Source organism: Stenotrophomonas sp. TWI273 (assembly GCF_039674765.1).
GTDB lineage: Bacteria > Pseudomonadota > Gammaproteobacteria > Xanthomonadales > Xanthomonadaceae > Stenotrophomonas.
Window position 1 is genome coordinate 13,703 of the sequence record NZ_JBDJOA010000016.1, and the last position, 23,254, is coordinate 36,956.

At 66.4% G+C, this 23,254-nt stretch carries 22 protein-coding genes, 1 tRNA gene and 1 pseudogene; 20 read left to right on the plus strand and 4 right to left on the minus strand.

All coding sequences use genetic code 11. The features are described 5' to 3' along the window. The first annotated feature begins 3 nt into the window (after window positions 1-3). Together ABE571_RS16030 and ABE571_RS16035 are read left to right on the plus strand one after the other, a co-directional pair. A complete protein-coding gene (locus ABE571_RS16030; RefSeq protein WP_346463605.1) occupies window positions 4-1,845 on the plus strand; it encodes a glycosyltransferase family 39 protein in 1,842 nt (613 codons plus the stop codon). 16 nt (window positions 1,846-1,861) lie between these two features. After that, window positions 1,862-3,571, plus strand: coding sequence for a hypothetical protein (locus ABE571_RS16035; RefSeq protein ID WP_346494099.1), 1,710 nt, complete (start codon window positions 1,862-1,864; stop codon window positions 3,569-3,571). 3 nt (window positions 3,572-3,574) lie between these two features. Here the strand turns inward: ABE571_RS16035 and ABE571_RS16040 are convergent, their stop codons facing one another. After that, complete coding sequence (locus ABE571_RS16040; protein WP_346494101.1) at window positions 3,575-4,147, minus strand: Maf family nucleotide pyrophosphatase; 573 nt, start codon at window positions 4,145-4,147, stop codon at window positions 3,575-3,577. A 114-nt stretch (window positions 4,148-4,261) separates the two neighbouring features. Between ABE571_RS16040 and ABE571_RS16045 the strand changes: the two genes are divergently transcribed. The 15 genes from ABE571_RS16045 (at window position 4,262) to ABE571_RS16115 (ending at window position 16,068) form a co-directional block, all read left to right on the plus strand. Continuing rightward, entirely contained in the window at window positions 4,262-4,771 is a 510-nt protein-coding gene (locus ABE571_RS16045; RefSeq protein WP_088432868.1) for a YceD family protein, read from the plus strand. 108 nt (window positions 4,772-4,879) lie between these two features. After that, entirely contained in the window at window positions 4,880-5,077 is a 198-nt protein-coding gene (gene rpmF, locus ABE571_RS16050) for a 50S ribosomal protein L32 (RefSeq protein ID WP_017357626.1), read from the plus strand. An 88-nt stretch (window positions 5,078-5,165) separates the two neighbouring features. Next, entirely contained in the window at window positions 5,166-6,143 is a 978-nt protein-coding gene (locus tag ABE571_RS16055) for a beta-ketoacyl-ACP synthase III (RefSeq protein ID WP_313212230.1), read from the plus strand. Window positions 6,144-6,218: 75 nt separating this feature from the next. After that, window positions 6,219-7,001 carry a serine/threonine protein phosphatase gene (locus tag ABE571_RS16060; RefSeq protein WP_346494103.1) on the plus strand — a complete coding sequence of 261 codons (783 nt, stop codon included), beginning with the start codon at window positions 6,219-6,221 and terminating at the stop codon, window positions 6,999-7,001. 88 nt (window positions 7,002-7,089) lie between these two features. Then, window positions 7,090-8,034 (plus strand): ACP S-malonyltransferase, encoded by a 945-nt coding sequence (fabD, locus tag ABE571_RS16065; RefSeq protein ID WP_313212228.1) that lies wholly within the window; start codon window positions 7,090-7,092, stop codon window positions 8,032-8,034. A gap of 74 nt (window positions 8,035-8,108) precedes the next feature. Further along, the gene (gene fabG, locus ABE571_RS16070) at window positions 8,109-8,852 is read left to right on the plus strand and encodes a 3-oxoacyl-ACP reductase FabG (RefSeq protein WP_070426748.1); all 744 of its coding nucleotides are present in this window, start codon (window positions 8,109-8,111) and stop codon (window positions 8,850-8,852) included. A gap of 153 nt (window positions 8,853-9,005) precedes the next feature. Continuing rightward, the gene (acpP, locus tag ABE571_RS16075; RefSeq protein ID WP_017357544.1) at window positions 9,006-9,245 is read left to right on the plus strand and encodes an acyl carrier protein; all 240 of its coding nucleotides are present in this window, start codon (window positions 9,006-9,008) and stop codon (window positions 9,243-9,245) included. 136 nt (window positions 9,246-9,381) lie between these two features. After that, window positions 9,382-10,644: a beta-ketoacyl-ACP synthase II gene (gene fabF / locus ABE571_RS16080; RefSeq protein ID WP_176990978.1), complete on the plus strand. Its 1,263-nt coding sequence runs from the start codon at window positions 9,382-9,384 to the stop codon at window positions 10,642-10,644. Window positions 10,645-10,740: 96 nt separating this feature from the next. Continuing rightward, the gene (locus ABE571_RS16085; RefSeq protein WP_346481951.1) at window positions 10,741-12,096 is read left to right on the plus strand and encodes an aminodeoxychorismate synthase component I; all 1,356 of its coding nucleotides are present in this window, start codon (window positions 10,741-10,743) and stop codon (window positions 12,094-12,096) included. A 66-nt stretch (window positions 12,097-12,162) separates the two neighbouring features. After that, complete coding sequence (gene mltG / locus ABE571_RS16090) at window positions 12,163-13,224, plus strand: endolytic transglycosylase MltG (RefSeq protein ID WP_313217390.1); 1,062 nt, start codon at window positions 12,163-12,165, stop codon at window positions 13,222-13,224. Next, on the plus strand, window positions 13,221-13,889 hold the full coding sequence (tmk, locus tag ABE571_RS16095) for a dTMP kinase (protein WP_346494105.1): 669 nt from the start codon (window positions 13,221-13,223) through the stop codon (window positions 13,887-13,889). Before mltG ends, tmk begins: the two co-directional genes overlap by 4 nt. Beyond that, window positions 13,882-14,841, plus strand: coding sequence for a DNA polymerase III subunit delta' (locus tag ABE571_RS16100; protein ID WP_313212224.1), 960 nt, complete (start codon window positions 13,882-13,884; stop codon window positions 14,839-14,841). Before tmk ends, ABE571_RS16100 begins: the two co-directional genes overlap by 8 nt. Further along, window positions 14,838-15,191 carry a PilZ domain-containing protein gene (locus ABE571_RS16105; RefSeq protein ID WP_088432861.1) on the plus strand — a complete coding sequence of 118 codons (354 nt, stop codon included), beginning with the start codon at window positions 14,838-14,840 and terminating at the stop codon, window positions 15,189-15,191. The genes ABE571_RS16100 and ABE571_RS16105 overlap by 4 nt, the downstream gene beginning before the upstream one ends. A gap of 65 nt (window positions 15,192-15,256) precedes the next feature. Beyond that, a tRNA-Val gene (locus tag ABE571_RS16110) sits at window positions 15,257-15,331 on the plus strand. Between the two features lie 284 nt (window positions 15,332-15,615). Beyond that, a complete protein-coding gene (locus ABE571_RS16115; protein ID WP_313212222.1) occupies window positions 15,616-16,068 on the plus strand; it encodes a DUF4375 domain-containing protein in 453 nt (150 codons plus the stop codon). A gap of 97 nt (window positions 16,069-16,165) precedes the next feature. Here the strand turns inward: ABE571_RS16115 and ABE571_RS16120 are convergent, their stop codons facing one another. Beyond that, entirely contained in the window at window positions 16,166-17,857 is a 1,692-nt protein-coding gene (locus ABE571_RS16120) for a hypothetical protein (RefSeq protein ID WP_346494107.1), read from the minus strand. A gap of 161 nt (window positions 17,858-18,018) precedes the next feature. Continuing rightward, window positions 18,019-18,900, minus strand: coding sequence for a LysR substrate-binding domain-containing protein (locus ABE571_RS16125; protein WP_346494109.1), 882 nt, complete (start codon window positions 18,898-18,900; stop codon window positions 18,019-18,021). A 112-nt stretch (window positions 18,901-19,012) separates the two neighbouring features. Here ABE571_RS16125 and ABE571_RS16130 point away from each other — a divergent pair, with 112 nt between their 5' ends. Further along, window positions 19,013-19,882 carry an NmrA/HSCARG family protein gene (locus ABE571_RS16130; RefSeq protein WP_313212112.1) on the plus strand — a complete coding sequence of 290 codons (870 nt, stop codon included), beginning with the start codon at window positions 19,013-19,015 and terminating at the stop codon, window positions 19,880-19,882. 254 nt (window positions 19,883-20,136) lie between these two features. On the opposite strand, the pseudogene ABE571_RS16135 reads toward ABE571_RS16130, so the two are convergent. Then, window positions 20,137-20,359: pseudogene (locus tag ABE571_RS16135) on the minus strand (IS30 family transposase); the annotation flags it as partial. 182 nt (window positions 20,360-20,541) lie between these two features. Here ABE571_RS16135 and ABE571_RS16140 point away from each other — a divergent pair. Together ABE571_RS16140 and ABE571_RS16145 are read left to right on the plus strand one after the other, a co-directional pair. Next, the gene (locus ABE571_RS16140) at window positions 20,542-21,453 is read left to right on the plus strand and encodes a type II CAAX endopeptidase family protein (protein WP_346494111.1); all 912 of its coding nucleotides are present in this window, start codon (window positions 20,542-20,544) and stop codon (window positions 21,451-21,453) included. Window positions 21,454-21,948: 495 nt separating this feature from the next. Further along, the gene (locus ABE571_RS16145) at window positions 21,949-23,043 is read left to right on the plus strand and encodes an alpha/beta fold hydrolase (protein ID WP_346494113.1); all 1,095 of its coding nucleotides are present in this window, start codon (window positions 21,949-21,951) and stop codon (window positions 23,041-23,043) included. The last annotated feature ends 211 nt before the right edge of the window (window positions 23,044-23,254 follow it).

Below are 23,254 nucleotides of genomic sequence, written 5' to 3' on the forward strand. Positions count from 1 at the left end.
GCAATGCAGGGCGAACAACGCGCACGCACCATATTCCTGTTGTTGTGGACGCTGGTCACCGCCGTCAAGCTGGTGGTGGCCGCACGTCTGCCCTTGTTCGTGGACGAAGCTTTTTACTGGCAGGAAGGTCAGCATCTGGCGGCGGCCTATTCGGACCTGCCTGGCCTGACCGCTTGGCTGGCACGCCTGGGCGTGGAAGTGGGCGGCAATCATGTGCTTGCACTGCGCCTGCCGTTCCTGGCGATCGGTGCGTGGCTGCCATGGCTGGTCTCACGCATCGCCACGCGCTGGTTCGGTGCGGTGGCCGGTTGGCAGGCGGGCAGCCTCACGTTGTTGATGCCGCTGTCGGCCACGCTGGGCATGCTGGCCGTCCCGGATGTGCCGATGGCGTTGGCCGCGGTGCTGTGCCTGGATGCCGGCGCGCGCCTGCTGCGCAGTGTCGATGCCGCGGCGGCGGTGAAGCTGGCCGCCGGCCTGGCCATCGGTGCACTCAGCCATTACCGCTTCATCGGCGTGATCGTGGTCGGTTTCATCGCGTTGCTGGTGCTGCCGCAGGGCCGGCGCATGCTGCGCGATCCGCGCGTCTGGGTGGCCTTGGCGGTGGGTGTGCTGGCGTGGCTGCCGCTGCTGTCGTGGAATGCCGACAACCATGATGCGGGCCTGAAATTCCAGGTGGTCGAGCGCCACCCGTGGGCGTTCGAATGGAGCGGGCTGTGGTTCCTGGTGATCCAGCCGATGCTGGTCACCCCGATCCTGTGCATCGCGATGTGGAAGGTGGCCCTGGCGGGCACCCGCTCCGGTGGTGGCGCACGCGCGCAATGGCGTTACTTCGGCCTGATCGGCGCGGTGTCGACGCTGTCCATCTTCGGCCTGGGCTTCTTCACCGATGTGGAGCGCATCAGTTTCCACTGGCCGCTGCCGGGCTATCTGGCGCTGCTGATCGCGGTGCCGGTGGTACTCAACGGCTGGCCGCGCTGGCTGCGCCGTACCGGCTGGTGGTTGGCCGGTGCCGGGCTGGCGCTGGCCTTCGGCTATTACCTGACGGTCTCCATCCCGAGCGTGCGTGAGCAGTTGGCCGGCTACAAGTATTACCCGCGCAACTTCGCCGGCTGGGAACCGTTGGCAGGCGCCGTGCGCGACGAGCTGAAACGCATGCCGCCCGGCACGCGCGTGCTGGCCGGCAACTTCAAGGTGGGGGCGGAACTGGGCTTCCAGTTGCGCGACGCCTCTATCGAGGTGCTGCCCCACCCGTTGAACGACAAGCACGGCCGCACTGCGCAGCTGGGGCTGTGGGGGCTGCTGCACGATGGCCAGCGCGACGCGCCGATGCTGCTGGTGCTCTCGCCCAGCGACCAGCGCTATCGCGATCTGCTGGCGCGCTACCACGCGGTCTGCGAACAGGTGGGCCCGCTGCCGCCGCCGCGTGTGGTCAGCAACGATCATGGTTTCCAGCGCTTCCTGTTGTTCAAGCTGCCGGCCGAGCGGGTCGAGGGGCCGTGCGTTACGCCGGCGATGGCCTGGCTGGATACGCCGCAGCCCGGCGCCGCGGCGGGCAACCCCCTCCAGGTGCGTGGCTGGGCCTTCAAGGATGGCGTGGGCATCGAGCGTGTCGAGCTGCTGATCGATGGCCAGCCGGTGGGCGATGCGGTCTACGGTCGGCCCTACGACATCACCGGCGCGTGGAAGATCTCCACCGATCCGCAGCACCCGAACGTGGCCTTCGATGCCACGCTGAAGACCGACCACCTCGCGCCCGGCCGTCATTGGCTCGGCATGACGCTGCACGGCAAGGACGGCAGCGTGGAGCAGTGGCAGGAACAGGCCTTCACCGTCCCCGCGCGCTGAGCGTGCGTGTTCTTCCATGGATGACACCGTCATGCGCAATGCGCCGCAGGAATCTGCCCCGCTGTCTGCTTCCCACCCGCACGCCACGCCGGTGTCACCCGCGCTGATCCGTGCGTTGTGGTGCGCGGTGGTGGGCATCGTCGCGGTGGGTGTGGCCGCGATGCTGTGGCTCTCACCGCGCGTGTTGTACGCCGATCCGTGGCGCTTCACCCAGAAGCTGCTGGAGATGCCGTGGCCGGGCAACGTGCTGGTGTCGGACAATGGCCACCGCGAAATCCTGCCGAACCTGGTGCGCTACGCCGAGCTGGAGTGGCTGCACGGCAATCAATGGCTGCAGATCGGTACCGGCGTTGCGTTGGCATTGGCCACGGTAGGGCTGCTCGCCCGGATCATCAGGGCCGATGCCTTGGCGCCGCCGGTGCGCGCCGCCGCCACCCTGGTCGCAGCGCTGTCGATCTTCTGGCTGGGCAGCCAGCGCGCGCTCACCCATGCCAACGAATCGGTCCACGCGTACCTGATCACCGTGGCGCTGATGGCGGGCGTCGCCCTGCTGCTGCGTGGCGATCGCCGCGGCGCGGTCGCGGCCGCCGTATGCGGCGTGGCGGCGACGTTCTCCTTCGGCAGCGGCGTGGCCGTGTTCGTGGGGCTGGCGGCGGTGCTGGTGGTGCGGCGTGCGCCGTTGTCGCACTGGGTGCCCTGGATCGCCGGCCTGCTCGTGGCGGTCGGGCTGCACCTGGGCATGGGGCGGACCGGCATGCCGACACAGATGGCGCTGGCCCCGTTGCCGCAGCTGGACGTGCTGCTGCGCTGGCTGGCCTCGCCCTTCATCTATCTGGTTTGGCCGGCACTGGATCCGGCAGCGGCACAGCAGTTGCCGTTCGCGCCCGTGCGCGGCGTGGTGCATGCCGTGGCCAGTGCCTATCAGGCGCAGTTCGGACCGGTGCTGACCTCGCGCTGGCCGCATCTGCTGATCGGTGCTGCGGGGCTGGCCGGGTTGCTCGGCATGACCTGGCGCACCTGGCAGCGCGGCCACCGCGCCGGGGCGGGGGAATCGGTGGGGCTGGCAATGGCATGGTTCGGCCTGGCCGTGGGCGGGCTGGTCGCACTGAGCCGCTGGACCTACTTTGCCGACTACCCCACGCAGCTGGCCGCACCGCGCTATGTGCCCTGGTCGTGGTTGTTCTGGTCCGGTCTGATGCTGTGGACGATCGTGCGCGTCGGCCTGCGCCGTCCCGGGGCGGTGGCCTGGGCAGCCCTGCTGTTGGCCTTGGTGGCCGTGCCGAGTACGGCGTGGATGGCCTACCTCGGTGCCAGCATGCAGCGGGTGGCCAACATGACCGCTACAGCGGCCGCGGCCGGTGTGGTCGATCCGGATCAGACGCATGGCGAAAGCGTGCCCGGCGAAGTGCTGGCCGCGCTGCCCAGCCTGCGCGCGCACGGGGCATCGGTGTTTGCCTGGCCGGAAGTTCGCTATCTGCAGGGGGCGCCAACGACGGCGACCGGCGTGGCCGTCCCGGTCAGCGATGTCTCCCTCGTGGCCGTGCGCAACCTCCTGGGGCACCCGGCCTGGCGCATCGATTTCAGCGCCCAGAGCAGGGCGCCACGGCTGGTCCTGCAATGCGGCGGGCATCCCGTGGGCCTGGCCATGCCGCTGGCGGGCCGCTGGGTTGGTTGGGCCACCGGCGAACTTGATGCCAGCTGCCTGGAGGCGCTGCAGCTGCGCTGAGGCTCAGGGCAGGGTGTAGCCGGCCTGGCGCAGCAGCTGGCTGACCGCGATCAGCGGCAGCCCGATCAGCGCGGTCGGGTCGCGGTTCTCGATCGCCTCGAACAAGGTGATGCCCAGGCCTTCGCACTTGAAGCTGCCGGCGCAGTCCAGCGGCTGCTCGGCCGCCACGTAGCGGGCGATCTCGGCGGCCTCCAGCACCCGGAAGTGGACCCGGGTCAGATCACAGCTCGCCAGGGCCTCGCCATCGCGCACCAGGCTCACGGCCGTGTGGAACGCGACCACCTGCCCGGACATCGCGGCCAGCTGCGCATGCGCGCCCTCGACCGAGCCGGGCTTGCCCAGCGGGGCGCCGTTCAGTTCCGCCACCTGGTCCGAGCCGATCACCCACCGGCCCGGGTGCAGGCGGGCGACGGCCTCGGCCTTCGCGCGCGCCAGCCGCACCGCCACGGCCCGTGGGGCTTCGGCGGGGCCGGGGGTCTCGTCCACCTCGGGGCGGGCGGTCTCCAGGGGCAGGCCGAGCCGCTCCAGCAGTTCACGGCGGTAGCGGGAAGTAGAGGCAAGCAGCAGCGGGGTCATGCGACAATACCGGGCACGGAAGGGCGGCAGTCTGGCCCTTCGGGGCGGGGATCGGCAACCTGACTGCGCAGGCATTTGACAGCGGCCCGGACGATCCTTAACATTCAGCGGCTTATGTCCGCAAACGTGCCCGAAATGCTGGATGCTTGGCGGATGGTCGCAGCACGCAGGTGCTTCGACGGCCAGGTGAATCTAGCGGAATTGACCCGCCTCCAGGGCCTTGTCGCCGATACCGAAGGAACGTGCACCTATGCACTGGAATTCGCGCACGACGACATCCTGCAGGTATCCTATGTTGAACTGTCCATCGACACCGCGCTGCCGCTGATCTGTCAGCGCAGCCTGCAGCGTTTCCTGTTGCCGGTTTCGATGGTGCAGCGGCTCGGCCTGATCCGCAGCGAAGAGGAAGAATCCTCGCTGCCGGAAGGCTGGGAACCGTGGCTGGTGCCGGAAGACGGCATGCTGCGACCGCTGGAACTGGTCGAGGACGAACTCGTCCTGGCCGTGCCCGTCGTGCCGCTGTCTCCCGATGGTGAGGCCGTGGACAAGGACTGGGCACCGACCGAAGAAGAAATCAGCAAGGCCAATCCGTTCGCGGCGTTGGCGGCACTGAAAAAACAATAGCAGCCGGATTGTCGTCGGCGGCTGCGGCGAAAGCGAAAACTGTGCTGGGCGCTGGCGTCCTGCGCGACGATACGACGAAGCAAAACGAACCGAGTTTGGAGCAATCCCATGGCTGTGCAGAAATCCCGTGTCACCCCGTCCCGCCGCGGTATGCGCCGTGCGCATGACGCCCTGAGCGCCAAGCAGCTGTCCACCGATCCGACCACCGGTGAAGTGCATCTGCGTCACCACATCACCGCTGACGGTTTCTACCGTGGCAAGAAGGTGATCACGACCAAGTCGAACTCGGCCGTCGAAGAAGATTGATTTGTGAAGGCCGCTGCCCGGTCGGGCAGCGGCCTTTACCCCATTCTTCCCGATCGTCACGTTTGGCGATCGAGCTACAGGACATGCAATGAGCAAGCGGATCTACTCGAGGATCGCGGGCACCGGTAGTTATTTGCCCGAAAAAGTGTTGACCAACCAGGATCTGGAGAAAATGGTCGACACCAGCGATGAGTGGATTCAATCGCGCACTGGTATCCGCGAACGGCACATTGCGGCCGAAGGCGAAACCACCAGCGACCTCGGCTACCACGCCGCGGTACGTGCGCTTGAAGCGGCCGGTATCGACGCTTCGCAGCTCGACATGATCGTGGTGGGTACCACCACGCCTGACCTGATTTTCCCGTCCACCGCGTGCCTGATCCAGGCCAAGCTCGGTGCGAGCGGCTGCCCCGCCTTCGACGTCAACGCGGCCTGTTCGGGCTTCGTGTTCGCGTTGAGCGTGGCCGACAAATTCATTCGTTCCGGTGATGCACGCCATGTGCTGGTCATCGGTGCGGAAACGCTGACCCGTATCGTCGACTGGACCGAGCGCACCACCTGCGTGCTGTTCGGCGATGGCGCGGGCGCTGTCGTGCTCAAGGCCGACGAAGAGACCGGCATCCTCAGCACCCACCTGCATTCGGATGGCAGCAAGAAAGAGCTGCTGTGGAACCCGGTGGGCGTCTCGGCCGGCTTCGGCGAGGGCGAGAATGCCCGCGGCGCGATCCTGATGAAGGGCAACGACGTGTTCAAGTACGCCGTCAAGGCGCTGGACTCGGTCGTCGATGAAACCCTGGAAGCCAACGCGCTGACCAAGGACGACCTGGACTGGCTGATCCCGCACCAGGCCAACCTGCGCATCATCGAAGCCACCGCCAAGCGCCTGGAGATGTCCATGGACCAGGTGGTGGTGACGGTCGACAAGCATGGCAACACCTCCTCGGCCTCCGTGCCGATGGCGCTGGACCACGCCGTCCGCTCCGGCCGTGTCGAGCGCGGCCAGCTGCTGCTGCTGGAAGCCTTCGGCGGCGGCTTCACGTGGGGTTCTGCTCTGCTGCGCTATTGATAGTGTCAGTTACGGCAACGTGACGCTGTCGTTACGGCCCCATTACGGGGCCGTATGCATTTCAGGAGAACTGCCATGGTTGAGCCCATCGTCATCGAGGGCCAACGCGCCTGGCTGAAGCAGTACGGCGAAGGCAGCCGGGTGGTCGCACTCGGGCTGCTCAATTTCATTGCCCGCCGCTTCCAGCTCGACGCCCTGCGCCCACCGCCGCACCGCGGTGGCGACGCCGCCCGCGAAACCGAGGCCCGCCGCTTGGCCGAACTGCAGGCGCAAGGTGTCAACGTCCCCAGTGTGATCGGCAGCGGTCATGCCGCCCTCGTGCTCGGCGACAACGGCTCCTCGTTCAATACCTGCCTGCGCGAAGCCGACGATGCCGGCCGTGACCGCCTTGTGTCCGCCGCGATGAATGCCATTGCCCAGGCGCACCGCAAGGGCGCGTACTTCGGCCAGCCGCTGCCGCGCAACCTCACCTGGGATGGCAAGGAGATCGGCTTCATCGATTTCGAGGAAGATCCCCTTGAGGTCATGGACCTCGCCCAGGCCCAGGCCCGCGACTGGCTGATGTTCGGTTACGGCGTGGCCAAGTACTACGAGAACCGTCCGCAACAGCTGCAGACCCTCATGGCCCAGGCCATGGACGGCGCCGAAGCCCCGGTCCTCGCCCATGCCCACGATGTCACCGGCCGCCTTCAGGGGCTGGCCCGCGCCAGCATGAAGATGGGCCGCTCCGCCCGGGCGCTGGCCCATTCCATCCTCATCGTGCACGGTGCCACCACCCTGGGCGTGCTGATGCTGGCCGTGATCTGCATCGATTTCTTCAGTGACGGCGACCTCGACATCCTCCAGCTGTTCACCTGAAGAAAGACCCCACATACGCGGCAGTACAGACGAAGGGCGACGTTCCCCTTTATCATTCGCCGTTCGATTTTTGCAGGCGGATGATCGCGTGACCGATACCAATCTCGCATTCGTGTTCCCGGGCCAGGGCTCGCAGTCGCTGGGCATGCTGGCCGAACTGGCCGAGCTGCACCCGCAGATCCGCGAGGCCTTCACCGAAGCCTCCGACGGCGCCGGTGTCGACCTGTGGGCGCTGTCGCAGGGCGGTCCCGAGGAAATGCTCAACCGCACCGAATACACCCAGCCGGCCCTGCTGGCCGCCAGCATCGGCGTGTGGCGCGCCTGGAACGCCGTTGGCGGCGTCCAGCCGGCCGTCCTGGCCGGCCATAGCCTCGGCGAGTACACCGCCCTGGTGGCCGCCGGCGCGCTGACCCTGCGGGACGGTGCCCACCTGGTGCGCCTGCGTGGCCAGCTGATGCAGGAAGCCGCCCCGACCGGCGTGGGCGCCATGGCCGCCGTGCTCGGCGCCGAAGACGCGCTGGTCGTGGAGGTCTGCGAGCAGGCCGCCGGCAGCCAGGTCGTCGTGCCCGCCAATTACAACTCGCCCGGCCAGATCGTCATCGGTGGCGACGCTGCCGCCGTGGATCGTGCGCTGGCGCTGCTGGCCGAGAAGGGCGTCCGCAAGGCCGTCAAGCTGGCTGTCAGCGTGCCCTCGCACACTCCGCTGATGCGCGAAGCCGCCAACCGCCTGGCCGAAACCATGGCCGGCCTGGATTGGCGCGCCCCGGCCCTGCCGGTGGTGCAGAACGTGGATGCCCGTGTGCATGACGGCGTGGACGCCATCCGCCAGGCGCTGGTGCAGCAGCTGTACCTGCCCGTGCAGTGGACCGGCTGCGTGCAGGCGCTGGCCGCCCGTGGCGTCACCCGCGTGGCCGAATGCGGCCCGGGCAAGGTGCTGAGCGGATTGATCAAGCGCATCGACAAATCGCTGGACGCGCGCACACTGTCCACGCCCGCCGATTTCGAGACGGCCCGCGAGACCTGGGCCGCCTAATGTCTTCCGATCGCGTCCGTGCTGGAATGGCTTCGCGCCAGCCCGGCCGGACCGGTCCCGTTTGAGGAAATGAGATGAGCAAGCCCCTTCAGGGTGAAATCGCACTGGTCACCGGCGCCAGCCGGGGTATCGGTGCCGCGATCGCCGACGCACTGGCCGCGCAGGGCGCGACCGTCATCGGCACCGCCACCACCGACGCCGGTGCCGCCGCCATCGGTGAGCGCCTGGCCGCCGTGGGTGGTCACGGCCGCGCGCTGAACGTCACCGACGCCGCTGCGCTGGAGGCCGTGCTGGACGGTATCGCCAAGGAGTTCGGCGCCATCAGCATCCTGGTCAACAACGCCGGCATCACCCGCGACAACCTGTTGCTGCGGATGAAGGAAGAAGACTGGCAGGCGATCCTGGACACCAACCTGACCAGCGTCTTCCGCACCTCCAAGGCCGTCATGCGCGGCATGATGAAGGCGCGCAAGGGCCGCATCATCAACATCGCCTCGGTGATCGGCGTGACCGGCAATGCCGGCCAGGCCAACTACGCCGCGGCCAAGGCCGGCATCATTGCCTTCTCCAAGTCGCTGGCCAAGGAAATCGGCTCGCGCGGGATCACCGTCAATGTGGTCGCGCCGGGCTTCATCGATACCGACATGACCAAGGCCCTGCCGGAAGAGCAGCGCACCGGCCTGGTCAAGTCGATCGCCCTGGAGCGGCTCGGCGAGCCGTCCGATATCGCCAACGCGGTGGCGTTCCTGGCCGGTCCTTCGGCCAGCTACATCACCGGCGAAACCCTCCATGTGAACGGCGGCATGTACATGCCGTAAGCATGTGGCGCAAGGATTGCGCCGCAAGTGGTTGATCCGTTTGATGTTTTGCTGCAATGCAAGGTGTCGCTGGTTTCCACTACACTATCCCACGGTCATCCCTCACCGGATGGCGTCATTTTTGAACCACTACTCCATCTGGAGCGATATCCAATGAGCACCATCGAAGAACGCGTCAAGAAAATCGTCGTCGAACAGCTTGGCGTCAAGGAAGAGGAAGTCACCAACAGCGCATCGTTCGTCGATGACCTGGGCGCTGACTCGCTGGACACCGTTGAACTGGTGATGGCGCTGGAAGAAGAGTTCGAGTGCGAAATCCCGGACGAAGAAGCCGAAAAGATCAGCACCGTGCAGGCTGCGATCGACTACATCAACGCCCACGTCAAGGCTTGATGTCAGGCGGCTCGCGCGCGGCCGTGGCGATCGCTGCGACCGCGTGCGGCAAACCCATGGGGCCGCGCTTGCGGCCCTGTGCTTTTGAGCGTTTTACCGCGTGATACCCGCAACACCCGGGTCAGGAGAATCTGCAATGAAGCGTCGCGTCGTCGTTACCGGCATGGGCATGGTCTCGCCATTGGGCAATGATATGGCCAGCAGTTGGAAGGGCATCACCGAAGGCCGTTCCGGCATCGGTCCGCTGACCAACGTTTCGCAGTCCTACCTGGACCGTTTCACCACCAAGATCGCAGGTGAGGTCAGGGACTTCGACATCACCGCCGACAACGAACAGTTCGGCAAGTTCCGGGTCACTGGCAAGGATGCCAAGAAGATGGACCCGTTCATTCATTACGGCCTCGGTGCCGCCTTCATGGCCTTGAACGATTCGGGCCTGGAGATCACCGACGGCAACGCCGAGCGCATCGGCGCCATCGTCGGGGCGGGCATCGGCGGCCTGCTGGGCATCGAAGAGCAGACCATCGATTTCCACGAAGGCAAGAAGATCTCGCCCTTCTACGTGCCCAAGACCATCATCAACATGCTTCCGGGCCAGTTGAGCATCATCACCGGCCTGAAGGGGCCGTCGTTCTCGGCGGTCTCCGCCTGCGCGACCTCGAACCACTCGATCGGCACCGCGATGCGCATGATCCAGTACGGCGATGCGGACGTGATGGTGGTCGGCGGTGCCGAGCGCGGCTCCTCGCCGACCGCCCTGGGCGGCTTCTGCGCGATGAAGGCGATGAGCACCCGCAACGATGCCCCGGCGGAAGCCTCGCGCCCGTGGGACAAGGAGCGCGACGGCTTCGTGCTCGGCGACGGTGCCGGCATCCTGATCCTGGAAGAGTACGAACACGCCAAGGCGCGTGGCGCGCGCATCTATGCCGAGCTTGCCGGTTTCGGCGCCAGCTCGGATGCGTACCACATGACCGCCCCGAGCGAGAACGGCGAAGGCGCGGCACGCTGCATGACCATGGCGTTGAAGGACGCCGGCGTGACCCCGGACCAGGTCGGTTACCTCAACGCGCACGGCACCTCCACGCCGCTGGGCGACCTGGGTGAAACCATGGCCATGAAGACCGCCTTCGGCGACCACGCCTACAAGATGATGGTCAGCTCCACCAAGTCGATGACCGGCCACCTGCTCGGCGCGGCCGGCGGCGTGGAAGCGATCTTCTCGGTGCTGGCGCTGCGCGACAACATCATTCCGCCGACCATCAACCTGCATGAAGCGGGCGAAGGCTGCGACCTGGATTACGTGCCCAACACCGCACGCGAGGCCAAGGTCGACGTGGTGATGTCCAACGGCTTCGGCTTCGGCGGCACCAACGGCACGCTGGTGTTCAAACGCGTCTGACCGCACGTTCCGTGCATCCCCACCCGGGCCGCCATCATGGCGGCCTTGGTGTATCTGGCCCCCGCGCACGCTGCGCGCCCCCTCCGGTGTCCTGTCATGTTCCAGACGCTTCCGCTGCCCGCCACCACCGACCTGCTGGCCCTGCAGCGCCTGGCCCCTCAGCGCTACCCGCTGCTGATGGAATCCACCGCCTCGGGCACCGCACAGGGGCGCTGGGACCTGCTGCTGATGGGCAACGGTGAAGCGCTCTCACTGCAGGCCGACGGCGTGGTGCGCGATGCCGATGGCGTCGCCCATGAGGGCCGCTTCCTAGAGGTGCTGGACGCGCACTGGGCCGCGCTGCGGCTGCCGCGCGAAGCGACCACGCTGCCGTTCCGTGGTGGCTGGGCGCTGATGCTGGATTACGAGCTGGCCGGCCAGATCGAAGACGTGCTGGCCTTGCCGGCGCGCGCCGATGGACTGCCGTCCGCGCTGGCGCTGCGCTGCCCGGCGGCGGTGCTGCACGACCGCGTGCTCGGCCAGTTCCATGCCGTCTGCGAGACCGGCCAGGCCGCGCTGCTGCAGACCCTGCAGGACGACCTCGCCGCGGCCGCCACGTTGGCCCCGCTGCCGACGTGGCAGCCACCGGTGGCGATCGGCGAGGACGCGCCGCAGCGCTTCACCGATGGCGTCGGCAAGGTGATCGATTACCTGCGCGCGGGTGACGTGTTCCAGGTGAACCTCTCGCGACGCTGGAATGCGCAGTTCGCCGAGGCGCTCTCGCCGCAGGCGCTTTACGCGCAGCTGCGCGTGGCCAACCCCGCCCCGTTCGCCGGGCTGTTCATGGCGCAGGGCAGGGCGGTGGTCAGCTCCTCGCCCGAGCGCCTGGTCTCGGTGCATGGCGATGACGTCCAGACCCGCCCGATCGCCGGCACCCGCCCGCGCTTCGCCGGCGATGACGATGCCGCGCGCATCCAGGAGCTGGTCGGCCACCCCAAGGAGCGCGCCGAGCACGTGATGCTGATCGATCTGGAGCGCAACGACCTCGGCCGCATCTGCGCACCGGGCAGCGTGGAGGTGGATGAGCTGATGACCGTGGAGAGCTACGCCCATGTGCACCACATCGTCAGCAACGTGCGTGGCCGCCTGCGCGAGGACGTGAGTCCGGGCCAGGTGATCGCCGCGACCTTCCCCGGCGGCACCATCACCGGCTGCCCCAAGGTGCGCTGCATGCAGATCATCGCCGAGCTGGAGCAGACCGCGCGTGGCGCCTACACCGGCGCGTTCGGCTGGCTGAACCGCGATGGCGACCTGGACCTGAACATCCTGATCCGGACCGCCGAAGTGGCCGCCGACACCGCCAGCTTCCGCACCGGCGCCGGGATCGTGGTCGATTCGGTGGCCGACAGGGAACTGGACGAAACCCGCGCCAAGGCCCGTGGCCTGCTGCGTGCGCTGGGCAGCGATGCCTGAGCCGTTTGGCGGTGTGCAGCACCCGCGCGGTATGCTGCGCGGCGAAGAAATGGATTCGAGGTGAGCATGGCGGGTGCGAAACGGGGATGTCTGGCCGTACTGGCCGTGTTGCTGGTGCTGGCCCTGCTGGTGGCGGCCGCAGGGGCATGGTTCTGGCATCGCCAGGGCGCCTTTGCCGATGCACCGGTCACCCCCAGCGCGGAGAGCGTGGTGATCGCCTCCGGTGATGGCTTCAGCACCGTGCTCGGCAAGCTGCGCCAGGCCGGCGTGGACGAAGGCAGCGACACCCAGTGGCAGCTGCTGGCACGCCAGCTCGATGCCGCCGGCAAACTCAAGGTGGGTGAATACGCGCTCGATCCGGCGCTGACCCCGCGCGAGCTGCTGACCCGCATGCGCCAGGGCCGTGTCCTGCAGCACCGCGTCACCATCGTGGAAGGCTGGAACATCCGCCAGTTGCGCGCTGCGCTCAAGCGCGCCGATCCGCTGGTGCACACCACCGACGACCTGGATGATGCCGCGCTGATGAAGGCGGTCGGCTTCCCCGGCGAACACCCGGAAGGCCGCTTCCTGCCCGAGACCTACGTCTACCAGCGCGGCGACAGCGACATCGACGTGCTCAAGCGCGCGCATGCCGCGATGGAAAAGGAACTCACCGCCGCGTGGGACAGCCGCGTGGACGATCTGCCGCTGAACTCGCCGTATGAGCTGTTGATCCTCGCCTCGATCATCGAGAAGGAAACCGCACTGCCAAGCGAGCGTCCGCAGATCGCCGGGGTGTTCATGCGCCGCCTGAAGATCGGCATGCGCCTGCAGACCGACCCGACCGTGATCTACGGCATCGGCAGCAGCTACGACGGCAACATCCGCAAGCGCGACCTCACCACCGATACGCCGTACAACACGTACACGCGCGCCGGCCTGACCCCGACCCCGATCGCCATGCCCGGGCGCGATGCGCTGCATGCCGCCGCGCAGCCAGCCAAGGGTGACGCGCTGTACTTCGTGGCCGTCGGTGATGGCAGTGGCGCGCACATCTTCTCGGCCAACTACACCGACCACAACGCTGCCGTTGCCCGCTACCTGCAGCAACTGCGCAGCAGACGTACCAACGAGGCCGCACCCCAATGAGTCCCGCGCTGCACCGGCACCCGCATTTCGTCAGCCTGGAAGGGGGCGAGGGCGCCGGCAAGACCACCGCCATCAACGCGATCCGCGAGGCCCTTCAGGCCCGTGGCCATGAGGTGGTGCTGACCCGCGAACCCGGCGGCACCGCCCTGGCCGAGCGCATCCGCGCGCTGGTGCTCAAGCCGGATGCGGAGATCGCCGCCGAGCCGCTCTCGGCCGAGGCCGAGCTGTTGCTGGTGTTCGCCGCCCGTGCCCAGCACGTGCGCCAGGTGATCGCCCCGGCACTGCAACGCGGCGCCTACGTGTTGTGCGACCGCTTCACCGATTCCAGCTACGCCTACCAGGGCGGCGGCCGCGGCCTGGACCCGGCGTGGATCGCGGATCTGGAGCGCCGCGCCGTCGGCCTGCTGCCCGGCCTGACCCTGCTGCTGGATGTGGACGTGGCCGTCGGCCGTGCGCGCGCCAACGTCCGCGACATGTGGCCGGACCGGATCGAAAGCGAGCACGATGATTTCTTCCAGCGGGTGCGCGCGGTGTTCCGCCAGCGTGCCAGCGAAGACCCCGCACGTTACCGCCTGATCGACGCCGGCCAGGACCAGGCCGGCGTCGCCGGCGCGGTGGTGGCGGCCGTGGAGGCATGGTTGGCACAGGAGCCGGATCGTGGCTGAACCCTTTTCCCCCTGGCAGCAGCGCGCCTATGACCAGACCGTGGCCGCGCTCGACGCCGGTCGCCTCGGCCATGGCCTGCTGTTCTGCGGCCCGGCCGGCCTGGGCAAGCTCGGCGTCGCGCTGCGGCTGGCCGAGCACGTGCTGGGGCAGGGTGAGCCGGCCGCGGCCAAGCGCAGCGCCCAGCTGCTGGCCGCCGGCACCCACCCGGACCTGCAGCGGATCTCGTTCATCCCCAACAAATCCGGCGACAAGCTGCGCACCGAGATCGTGATCGAGCAGATCCGCGAGGTCTCGCAGAAGCTCTCGCTGACCCCGCAGTACGGCGTGGCCCAGGTGGTGATCGTCGATCCCGCCGACGCCATCAACCGCGCCGCCTGCAACGCCCTGCTCAAGACCCTGGAAGAGCCGCAGCCCGGCCGCTACCTGTGGCTGATCAGCGCCGACCCCGCGCGCCTGCCGGCCACCATCCGCAGCCGCTGCCAGCGCCTGGAGTTCAAGTTGCCTCCGCGCGAGGAAGCGCTCGCCTGGCTGCAGACCCTGGGCCACAGCGATGCCAGCGCCCGCGAAGCGCTGGACGCCGCCCGCGGCCACCCCGGCCTGGCCGACCAGTGGCTGCGTGAGGATGGCCTGGCCCTGCGCCGCCAGGTCGCCACGGACCTGGAAGCCCTCGTCGCCGGCCGCGCCGGCGCGGTTGAGCTGGCCCAGCGCTGGACCGCCGACGACAACGCCGCCGTGCGCCTGCGCCACGCCGCCGATCTCGCCCTGGCCCAGGCCACCGGCGGTGGCTTGACCGATCCCGATCGATTGCACAAGCTGGCCGCCTGGTTCGATGCGGCCAACCGCACCCGCGACCTGCTGCGCACCACGGTGCGCGCCGATCTTGCGGTGGTGGAGCTGCTGCTGGCCTGGGGAAAGGTCAACGAACGGCACGCCAAGGGGAATAGAGCATGAGCGCCACCAACGCCCGACAGGGCATCCTGTCCCTTGCCGTCAAGGACAAGGCCGCGCTGTACAGCGCCTACATGCCGTTCGTGAAGAACGGCGGCATCTTCGTGCCCACGCCCAAACGCTACTTCCTCGGCGATGAGGTGTTCCTGCTGCTCACCCTGCCGGACTCCAGCGAGCGCCTGCCGGTAGCCGGCAAGGTGATCTGGGTAACCCCGGCCGGAGCGCAGGGCAACCGCGCGGCAGGCATCGGCGTACAGCTGGCCGACGGCGCAGAAGGGGAGACCGTCCGCCATCGGATCGAGACGCTGCTGGCTGGCATCCTGACCGCGGACAAGCCCACGCACACGATGTGAAGAAATTTCGGTGAAACCGTTGACGTCGAAATTTGCCGCCCTATAATGAGCGGCTCAGCAGCATCGGGCGGTTAGCTCAGCGGTAGAGCATTGCCTTCACACGGCAAGGGTCACAAGTTCGAACCTTGTACCGCCCACCATGATTCAGTCGAAAAAGCCTCCGGAAACGGGGGCTTTTTTGTTGGGTTGGGTTTGGGTGGTTCAAGGGCTGCGCAGCGCGACGTGGTCAATTCTCTGGACCAGGCGTCCCGATCTCCATCAAGCGCAGATCTGCCGGCGAAGGAGGCAGGCGATGGAACGAATTGCGCGAGCGGAACACCGATGTGCGATCCACGCTGCCGCACCTCGCGCTCGTTAATAGCCTCCACTAGAATCCGGAGGGTTGCCAAGACGCGCCGGTCTCTGGCCCCGCTGGAGATTGTCCGTGAGCTACTGGCAGCTGGTTGAACCAGTCTGGGACACCGTGTCCATTTACGACGGTGCGGAGGTGTTTTTGCATCAATATAATGCCGCCCCGGAAGCATCACGCATTTTGTTCGCCGCGCACTGGTGCCAATCCGAGATCAACAATGGTGGTTTTGAGCAGTTCTTCTCGAACAGCACAGGGGTACTCGCCCCTGAAGGTGCTCGAGCCTTTCGTGCCCTCCACATGCCGCTTACCGCGGAGCTGATCGTCAAAGCGATGGCTGCCTTTGGTCCCCGGTATCCGAGAGAGCGAACCGAGCGCGACCTCGCGATGGACGAGATAGGGGCGAACAGCGATGACCAAGCAGGTCCTTTCCATCATTTGGACGAGGAATTCTTTGTGCTGGTGGAAACCGAGAACGGAGGGTTCAGGAGTGCGGCGAACGCTTATGCCGTGTCGATGGCGCATTGAACCGCCGTTGCCCTCGGTAGCGCTGCTTCGGTCCGCTCGCGTCCGCTTTTCGGCGATAGCGAAGATCCCCTTCAGCGAGCTCTCCCTGCTATGAGTGCTATTGCACCGCGCCAGCGGCCAAGCTGTCCCAGATACGTCCGTCACGTTGCGCTTCAGTGGTGATGTTGATCACCGCCTGTTCGCCCAGACGATCACGCAACTGCTGCAGATACAGGCTGCGAGGTGTCACCACCTGGCCCACCGATTGCACGATCCCTGCAGGTTCCTCAGGCGGGAATTTCCCGGGTGCAATGGCGCCCACCTGTCCCACGCTCCAGTTCATCGCGAAGGGCGGCGCCTGGACGACGTAGATGTCGTGCTCGGTGTTCCAGAACATCTGCTGCGCGCCCGCCCACCCGTGCCCCGTTCCGCTGTACCGGCGGTTCTGTGCCCGCAGCATGTATCCCTTGGTGTTGTCATACAGCGTGCCGGTGGACCAGCGATGATGTGGACCACTGTCGTTGCTGTCACCTACGGCGAGGCAGTCCAGAAACACATTGGGACCGGGTACCCGTGCGCCGATGACGAAGGTATGCCTGCCGCCCTGGTTGTAGCAGCGCTGGATCAGATTGAAGGCGGCGTTGCCCTCGTAAAGGAACACATAGCGGCGGGCGCCTTGGGTTGCGCCATACCTGGGGTCGAGATAGGCAATGTCCTGCAGGGTATTGAACTGGGCGCCGTTGCGGGTCACGAAGCCATGCGACACATAACGCACGGTCACGTCGCGAACCCATGAGTCGTAGATTGCACCCAAGCGGAGTGCGGTAAAGGGGCCGGAATCGGCGGTGCCGTTGACCGTCCCGGTCTCGGGGTTACCCTCAAGGCGGAGGTCTTCGATGCCGACCTGCGAGATACGGATGGGATCCGTGCGATAGACGCTGCCGCCACCGAAGCGCGTCGCGATGGCATCCATGATCGGGGCATCCAGGCTGATCGTGTCGTGGTCTACGGCAGTGACGACGCGTTCGCTGTACACAGCGTAGTCGCTGGGCGTCCATCGGTATCGTGCGGTATCGATGCCCTCGGGGCCGACCCAGCGGGCATTGGGTTCCCTCGCGATCGACACCGTATCGCCCACGCGATAGCCGGCTGCGGACTTCACTGTGATCCGCATCGCTCCCACCGGCACGTAGTCCATGGTGATGGCGGTCCGGCGTGGGTCCAGAGCGGCGCGGGGAACCGCGGATTCGCTGCTGCCCACTTCAAGAATCCTGCCCTGCCGATCGCTGACTTGGGAGCGGATCACCGTGCCGTCGGCACCTCGACCTTCACCGCGCAACACCACGCCGCTGGCCCGGATGGTCAGCGTCTTGCTCAACCTATAACCGCCGCGCCGCAGCAGGACTACGCCGCGTAGGCCCCGGCTGTCCTGGACACGCACGGCGACCGCGTCGATGGCGGCCTGGATGCGGGGATAGTCGTCACCCTCCGCGTTTGGCTCAAGGACCTCAATAACAGGAATGCTGGAGCGGGTGGGCAGGCTGACACCGCCGCCCTGGTAGCCGGCGCGGGAGAAGTCCGGGACGATGTTGCGCGCGTGATCGCTACCGCGTTCGGAGTACAAGGCATAGCGCAGCAGGCCGTTGCTGCCCAGTGCTACCAAGGGGGCGTCTTCGGCATCGTTGATGGGGTGGATGAAGGCGCTGGTCTCGGAAGCAGGCCCCGCCGCTGATAAGGTAGAAAACGGACAGACCGGCAACGCCAGGAGCGTCAGCGCTGCGACGCGGCGAAACGCCGGGAGGAAAGGCATGCGGGCGACGTCCTTCCATTGAGGAGTAGCTTGCAATGTTAGCAACTGCTTCCAACGATGCAGTCCGTGCTGAAGAGTCAGGCTGGTCTGCTTTTCCGGCCGATCGCGGACTTTTCGGACAACAGAAAGGCGCCAATCGCTGCAGTGTCCGTTTCTGGCCGTCAGCGGCCCCCGCCTGCGAAGGCGGCCAGCTCCTCCGCCTGACCCTCGGGGAAGGATTCCTTGAGCAGGTCGAGCAACGCCGCCACCCTTGAGCTGAGCAGTCGTCGCGAAGGGTACAGCGCCCATATTTCGATCGGCGGGGCCTTCGCATGTCCCCACGACACCAATGCGCCCTCCCTGAGATCGTCGGCAACCAGCGAGAAGGGCAGCATCGCCGCGCCGGTGCCTGCACGAACGGCATCGCGCACCATGGTCAGTGCGCCCAGGCGCAGCACCGGATCCACCGCGATACGTATCTCGCCTCTCGGCGTCACCAGGTCCCAGCCGGTGGCATTGCTGGACGGACGGAACACCACAGGCGCCGTCTCGCCCAGCGCGGGCAGGGGCAGGTCCGGGTGCGCCACCGCCACGAGGCGGTCCCGGATCAGCACCCGCCCCACCAGCCGTTCATCTGGATCCGGATTGACCCTTATCACCAGGTCATAGCCTTCTTCCACCATGTCCACGGCGCGGTCTTCGGTAGTGACATCGAGCCGCACCTGTGGATAGCGCTTCACGAATTCGGCTGCGATCTTGCCCAGCGCCATCTGCGAGAACAGCATCGGTGCGCTCACGCGCAGCCGCCCACGGGGCGTGTCGCCGCCTGAGGAAATGGACGTGGCCGCTTCGTCCAGTTCGGTAAGCAGCGTCTCGGTGCGCTCGAACAGCGCCCGACCCTCCTCGGTGAGCTTCAGCGTGTGCGAGCCACGCTCGAACAGCCGCACCCCCAGGCTGGCCTCCAGCTCAGCCACACGCCGCGAGAGCGTTGCCTTGGGGCGGTCCGCTGCGCGCGCGGCACGGCCAAACCCGCCGTGGCGCGCCACCAGGTTGAAGTCGGCCAAGGCCAGTAGGTCCATGTGTTCCACCAGCGAGACAGGTGGTCCAAGTATATGGGCTATCGGCCCGCACGCGGATCAACAACCATGAGGCCTCACCACCCACCCGGAGTACCCCATGACCATTCTTGTTACCGGCGCCACTGGCACCATCGGCCGTCAGGTCGTCCAGCACCTCACCCAGCGCGGCGCAAGCGTTCGCGCACTGGTCCGCACCCCCGCCACTGCCAACCTGCCCGCCACCGTGGAACTGGTGCAGGGCGACATGCTGGATGTGGATGCCCTCCGCCAAGCTTTCGAGGGCGTCTCCACGCTGTTCCTGCTCAACGCCGTGGTCGCCGACGAATTCACCCAGGCACTTATCACCCTCAACGTCGCCCGCGAGGCGGGGGTGAAGCGCGTGGTGTACCTGTCGGTGATCCACAGCGACCGCTATGTCAACGTGCCGCACTTCGCCGGCAAGTTTGGCGTGGAGCGCATGATCGAGCAGATGGGCTTCAGCGCCACGATCCTGCGCCCGGCCTATTTCATCGATAACGACCTCACCATCAAGGACGTGGTGCAGGGCTACGGTGTGTACCCCATGCCGATTGGCAGCAAGGGGCTGGCGATGATCGACACCCGCGACATCGCCGAGATTGCCGCCATCGAACTGCTCAACCGCGAACAGGCGCCGGACAACAGCGCGCTGACCCGACTCAACCTGGTCGGCCCGGAAGCACTCACCGGAGAACAGGTGGCCGCCATCTGGAGCGGTGTGCTGAACCGCCCGATCGCCTACGGGGGCGATGACACGGCCGCCTTCGAGCAGAACCTGCGCCAGTTCATGCCGGCGTGGATGGCCTACGACATGCGACAGATGGCCGAGCGATTCATCAGCGACGGCATGCTGCCGGGCGCGGGTGACGTGGAGCGGTTGATGCAGTTGCTGGGTCGGCCGCTGCGTACGTACGCAGCGTTTGCGGCGGAGCATGCGTCAGCGGGATGAAGGCCGAGCCTGGGCAGCGGTTGAACAGCCAGCTGTTAGAGCCCTCAGCCTTCGCCATCTGGAACATCCACTTGGCAAGCAGACGCCGCTTGATCGCTTGGCGCGGCGCTGGGCTTGTGAACGTCCGCTTCTGGCCGAAAGTGGACCTTCGGGGAGGACGGTGGCGCCGACCGCTGGTAATGTCCGCTTTCGACGGCGGTTTCAACTGGTCAATGCAACAGCTTGTTGATATCGCTCGATCCGTGTCTGGAAGTCCCGCGCGACTGGATGAAGAGCGTGCGATAGATCGTCTCGTGTGAGACCTGGCAGCTCGGATCGTCCGGGTAAGTCCGCTTGAGCCAGCCAGCGATCTGTTCGGGCGACCACTGCTGCATCCCGCCAGTCTCCGCGAGAACCCCTTCGCACGGACGAGTGATGCCGATCGAACAGCCTCGCCATCTGGTGCAACGACTCGCCCTGCCGCCAGCGGTCCCACATCAGGGCCTTGTGGCTGTCGGAACCGCCACTCAAAGCGGACACCACGGGCGACGACTCAGCGCCATTTCGTCGGCGATCCGGGTGATTCATCGGCGGCTTCTGTGGCTTGGTCGCAAACGGGTAGCCACGCCCCCGCGCGGATGGCAACTTGCAGCGGCGATCACGTCGACCTGGAGCCCCGCATGACCCCCGTTGTCCTGTATTCGCCCGATCCGGCCCGCGGCTGGCTGCCCTGGGCCTGGCTGACGCCGATCCTGATGATCCTGTTCAACGCGGTACCGGTGATCGCGCTGGACGGATGGATGCAGTCGCAGCATTGGTCGACGCCGGGCGGCGATCCGATCGGCCTCGCTGGCTTGCATGCGCTGCTGTGGATCGGCTTCGCGCCGACGCTGGCGGCCGTGCTCGCCTGGGTACGCTTCGTCGAAGGGCGCTCGCTGGCGAGTATCGGGCTGACCGGTCCGGCGCCGCTGAAAACCTTCCTGCGCGGACTGGCCGTTGGATCCGGCACGATCGCGCTGGTCGTAGTCGCGATCTGGATGGCTGGCGGCATGCAGGCGGCGGGCTTGGGGCAGGCCTGGCGGTCGCCCGTCAGTCTGCTGCACATCGGTCTGCTGCTATTGAGTTTCATGTTCCAGGCGAGCGTGGAGGAAGTCATCTTCCGCGGCTGGATGCTGTCGGTGGTGGCGCGCAAGACCAATGTCACGGTGGCAGTGCTGCTGGTGTCGCTCGTTTTCTGCTTCCTGCATTTCAGTCCGCACCAGCCGCCCCTGGTCATGCTCAGCACGTTCCTGTTCTCGCTGTTCGCCTGCGCCTGGGCGCTGCGGACCGGCAATATCTGGGGCGTGATGGGCTGGCACGCGGGGTGGAACTGGTTGCTCGCAACCGGCTTTGAACTGCCCGTCACCGGCATGGATGCGCACTTGCCGGCGCTGCTGGTGGCGCTGCGCCCGCAAGGCCTCGACACCCTGACCGGTGGCGCGCAAGGGCCGGAAGGCAGTTACCTGTGCAGCGTCTTCTTCGTCACCGCGATCGCGTGGATCCAGTGGCGAAAGACGCGCGGAGCTCAGAACTTCTCGCCGACCAGCAGGTAACGCCACTGCCCGGGCGGCATCGCCCCGTCCGGGCCCTTGCCGATCGGATGCTGGTTCGCGCCGTACCGGCGACGACGTCCGCTCCAGATATTTAGCGAACCCGAGACAGCTCAGGTTCGGGATGCGAGTGCCACTACCGGCTGGAACCGAGACTGCCTTTGCTGAAGTGTCAACAAAGGGTGATCTGGCTTCCTCGATAAAGCTCGACTAGGCCACCTTCGGCTTACGTTTCGCGACGACTGCTCCTGGCCGGAAGCCGACATGCGCCTCCTTTGCCGCGCTGACCAATCGCGAATGCCCGGCGCGCCCAGCTCGCTGCCCCGCTTACGAGGTCGCCTTGTTGAAGATATCGCTCGACGATGTGCATCTGCTGGCCAATGTCATGCCGTAGATATGGCATATATACCCCCCATGCATGAGTGATATGCGTGTGCGCGCTTCTTCCAGCATGGCCCCGACGGTAGATTTCCCTGACAATCTGTCACGGAGTGACCCATGCAGACACGCACCCGCCTTCGCACTCTGGTGCCTGGCTTTCCCTCCACGCTGATCTGGATGGCGGTTTCCCTCTGTTCCACGGCCGCCATGGCCAACGAGCCACTGCAGATCGAGGCGCAGGGGAGTTTCCTCGCGGGTGGCATGGAAAAGACGGAACCTGGCACGTTCGATCCGTTGAAGCCGTCCAATCCGCAGGGCCAGAGCTACCACGGTGATCACGCCTATGCCTTCTACCAGACGCCGGTGAATGCGCGTTCGCTGCCGATTGTGATGTGGCACGGTGCGGGCCAGTCGTCCAAAAGTTGGGAAACGACGGCCGATGGGCGCGAGGGCTTCCAGAATCTGTTCCTGCGTCGTCGCTTCACTACCTACCTGATCGATCAGCCACGGCGAGGCAAAGCCGGCCGAAGCATCGTCGAGTCCACGCTGAAGCCTGTGGCAGACGATCAGATGTGGTTCAACCAGTTCCGAATTGGCCTCTGGCCAACGTACTTCGGTGGCAGTCAATTTCCGACAGGGGAGGCGACGCTTGACCAGTTTTTCCGTTCGGTCACGCCGAACACGGGGCCGTTCGACCTCGGGCTGGTCTCCGACGGAGTAGCTGCCGTGCTGCAGAAGACCGGTCCTGCCATCCTGTTTACCCATTCGCAGGCGGGTGGCCCTGGCTGGAGGACGGCGATAAAAAGCCCGAATGTGCGCGCCATCGTCGCCTTCGAGCCTGGCAGCAGTTTCGTATTTGCCAAAAACGACGCGCCGGCGCCGATTCCCAGTGCATTCGATACGGTCGCACCGGCGGTGGTTTCGCCCGAAGCGTTCAAGGCGCTGACGCGGATTCCCATTCTGGTGCTGTATGGCGACAACATCCCTGACAAGCCCGTTGACCTGCCCGCGCAGGACAGCTGGCGGGCACGCTTGGAAATGGCGCGCGCCTGGCGCGACGCCGTCAATCGGCAGGGTGGGGACGTGACCCTGATACATTTGCCGGACATGGGGATCCGTGGCAACAGCCACTTCTTGTTCTCGGACCTCAACAACGTCCAGATCGCCGATCTGGTGAGCGGGTTTCTGGCGAAGAAGAATCTGGATCATTGAGCCGGATTGCCTCGTGCATTGATCGCGCCATGAAAGGCGTGTGGCGCCATGGCGGCTGCGTCGCCCGCCAGATTCATATCATTCATGCATGAGTGATATCCGGCTGATGCTCTTTTTCTATGAGTGCACGGCGGTTAGTTTTACGCCTGATCCCCGCCAACGTGGGCGCGCCACATGCACCGGCCGGGGTAACGTCCACACTGGGAGCAGT